This window comes from Streptomyces sp. WAC 04229 (genome assembly GCF_003947455.1).
Classification (GTDB): domain Bacteria; phylum Actinomycetota; class Actinomycetes; order Streptomycetales; family Streptomycetaceae; genus Streptomyces.
In genome coordinates this window covers 1-2,319 of record NZ_QHJH01000373.1, presented here as the reverse complement: position 1 = coordinate 2,319, position 2,319 = coordinate 1, and the positions used below count along the sequence as shown (strand labels likewise).

The following is a 2,319-nucleotide window of genomic DNA, read 5'->3' as shown; positions in this document are numbered from 1 at the left end:
GAGGGCGGGGTGGCCGACGCGGGAGCCGCCAGGGGGCCGGCGGCGAGGGCGAGTACGAGGGAAGCGGTGAGGACGGTAGAGGTACGGGCACGCATCGACTGCTCCAGTGGGTCCGGCGGGAAGGTCGATGATCATCCTCGTCCACGGCGCCCCGTCACGGATCGTCGGTGAGGAGGGCAGGGGCCCCGGCCCTGGACTCCGGGAAGTCCCCCCACGAGCGGGGGGACTTGTACGGGATCGCCCCTACGGGCGGGGACCCGCCCCGTCGCGCAGGGTGCGCAGCACGTCCATCCGGTTCGTCGTGATCGAGTCCACGCCCAGGGCGATCAGCCGGCGCATGGTGCGGCGGGTGTCGGGGGTCCACACGGAGAGCAGGTGGCCGTCGGCGTGGACGCGGTCGGACAGGGCCCGGTCGACCAGGCCGAAGCGGTAGTTGAGCCACCGCGGCCGGACCGCTGCCAGCAGGGCGGCCCGGGGCGGGGCCGACGTCGTCCACGTGAGGGCGATCTCGGCGTCCGGGTCGGCGGCGCGTACGGCGAGCATGGCGACGGGGCCCGCGGTGTAGTACACGCGGTCCCCGGCGCCGCACTCGCGCACCACGTCCACGATCCGGCGCACGGCGCGCTCGTCCGGACCGCCCGGCAGGTCGAGCATCAGCCGGGCGTCTCCGGTCGCGGCCAGCGCCTCCGCGAGGGTCGGCACCCCGCCCGCCGTCAGCCCCCGCACCTCCTCGGCGGACAGGGAGCGCAGCGGACGCTCGTGGCCCCAGAGCCGCTTCAGCGTCTCGTCGTGCAGCAGGACCGGCACGCCGTCCCGGGTGAGGCGTACGTCGGTCTCGACGGCGTCCGCGCCCCGCGCGAGGGCGGAGCGCAGCGAGTCGAGCGTGTTCTCCCGGTGCCGGTACGGGTCGCCGCGGTGGCCCACGGCGGTCACGTCGTGCGGGGTGGTGGTCATGGGTGCGGCAACTCTCAGGAGGCGAGCCAGGCTGCGGTGTACGTCTCGATCTCGTCGGTGATCCGGGCCTTGCCCGGCGCGTCCAGGAAGGACGCCTCGACGCCGTCCTTGGCCAGGGCGGCGAGGCCGTGCTCGTCGAGGTCGAGGAGGCGCGCGGCGACGGCGTACTCGTTGTTGAGGTCGGTGCCGAACATCGGCGGGTCGTCGGAGTTGACCGTCACCAGGACTCCGGCCCGCACGAACTCCTTGATCGGGTGCTCGTCGAGGGTGCGCACCGCGCGGGTGGCGATGTTCGAGGTCGGGCACACTTCCAGCGGGATGCGCCGCTCGGCGAGGTGGGCCAGCAGCTTCGGGTCCCGCGCGGAGCTGGTGCCGTGGCCGATGCGCTCCGCGCGCAGCTCGGTCAGGGCGTCCCACACCGTCTCCGGACCGGTGGTCTCGCCCGCGTGCGGCACCGAGTGCAGGCCCGCCGCGATCGCCCGGTCGAAGTACGGCTTGAACTGCGGGCGGGCCACCCCGATCTCCGGTCCGCCGAGCCCGAAGGAGACCAGCCCCTCGGGACGCAGCCGGTCGTCGGTGGCGAGCCGCGCGGTCTCCTCGGCCGACTCCAGACCGGCCTCGCCGGGAATGTCGAAACACCAGCGCAGCACGGTCCCGAACTCGTCCTCCGCCGCCTTGCGGGCGTCCTCGATCGCGTCCATGAAGGCGCGTTCGTCGATGCCGCGCCGGGTGGAGGAGAACGGGGTGATGGTCAGCTCGGCGTACCGCACCTGCTGGCGGGCCATGTCCCGGGCCACCTCGTACGTCAGCAGGCGGACGTCCTCCGGGGTGCGGATCAGGTCGACGACGGACAGGTACACGTCGATGAAGTGCGCGAAGTCCGTGAAGGTGAAGTAGTCGACCAGGGCCTCGGGGTCGGTGGGGACCTTGGAGTCGGGGTGGCGTGCGGCCAGCTCCGAGACGATGCGGGGGGAGGCGGAACCGACGTGGTGGACGTGCAGTTCGGCCTTGGGCAGCCCGGCGATGAAGGCGTGCAGGTCACGCGGGACGTCCGGGTCGACGAGGTGCTCGGTCAAGGGTCTTCCTCCCCAGGGCGGCGTCCCGGGCCGGGTGGGCCGGCGGGGCGCGGGTGATCGGCTGATCGGTGGTTCGGGATCATCGTAGGCCGGGCCCGGGCCGGGCGGGGGCGGGCCGTAGCATGACGGGACGTGCGACTGAGGGGGACCCGACCATGCCCGACGACGCGCAGCCGCCGAGACACGACCCGAGGCAGACACCCCAGGCCCCGGAGAGCGCCCCGGCGCCGGGCCCGGCCGCAGGCGCCGCCGCCCCCGGCCCGGCCCCGCGCGTCGGCCTCGGCAAGCC

General features: G+C 74.3%; 2 protein-coding genes. Both read right to left on the bottom strand.

What is annotated here, in order from left to right; genetic code table 11:
- Positions 1 to 243 precede the first annotated feature (243 nt).
- Positions 244 to 954: a glycerophosphodiester phosphodiesterase gene (locus tag DMH12_RS38240; RefSeq protein ID WP_125495836.1), complete on the bottom strand. Its 711-nt coding sequence runs from the start codon at positions 952 to 954 to the stop codon at positions 244 to 246.
- A gap of 14 nt (positions 955 to 968) precedes the next feature.
- Entirely contained in the window at positions 969 to 2,030 is a 1,062-nt protein-coding gene (locus DMH12_RS38235) for an adenosine deaminase (protein WP_125495835.1), read from the bottom strand.
- Positions 2,031 to 2,319 lie beyond the last annotated feature (289 nt).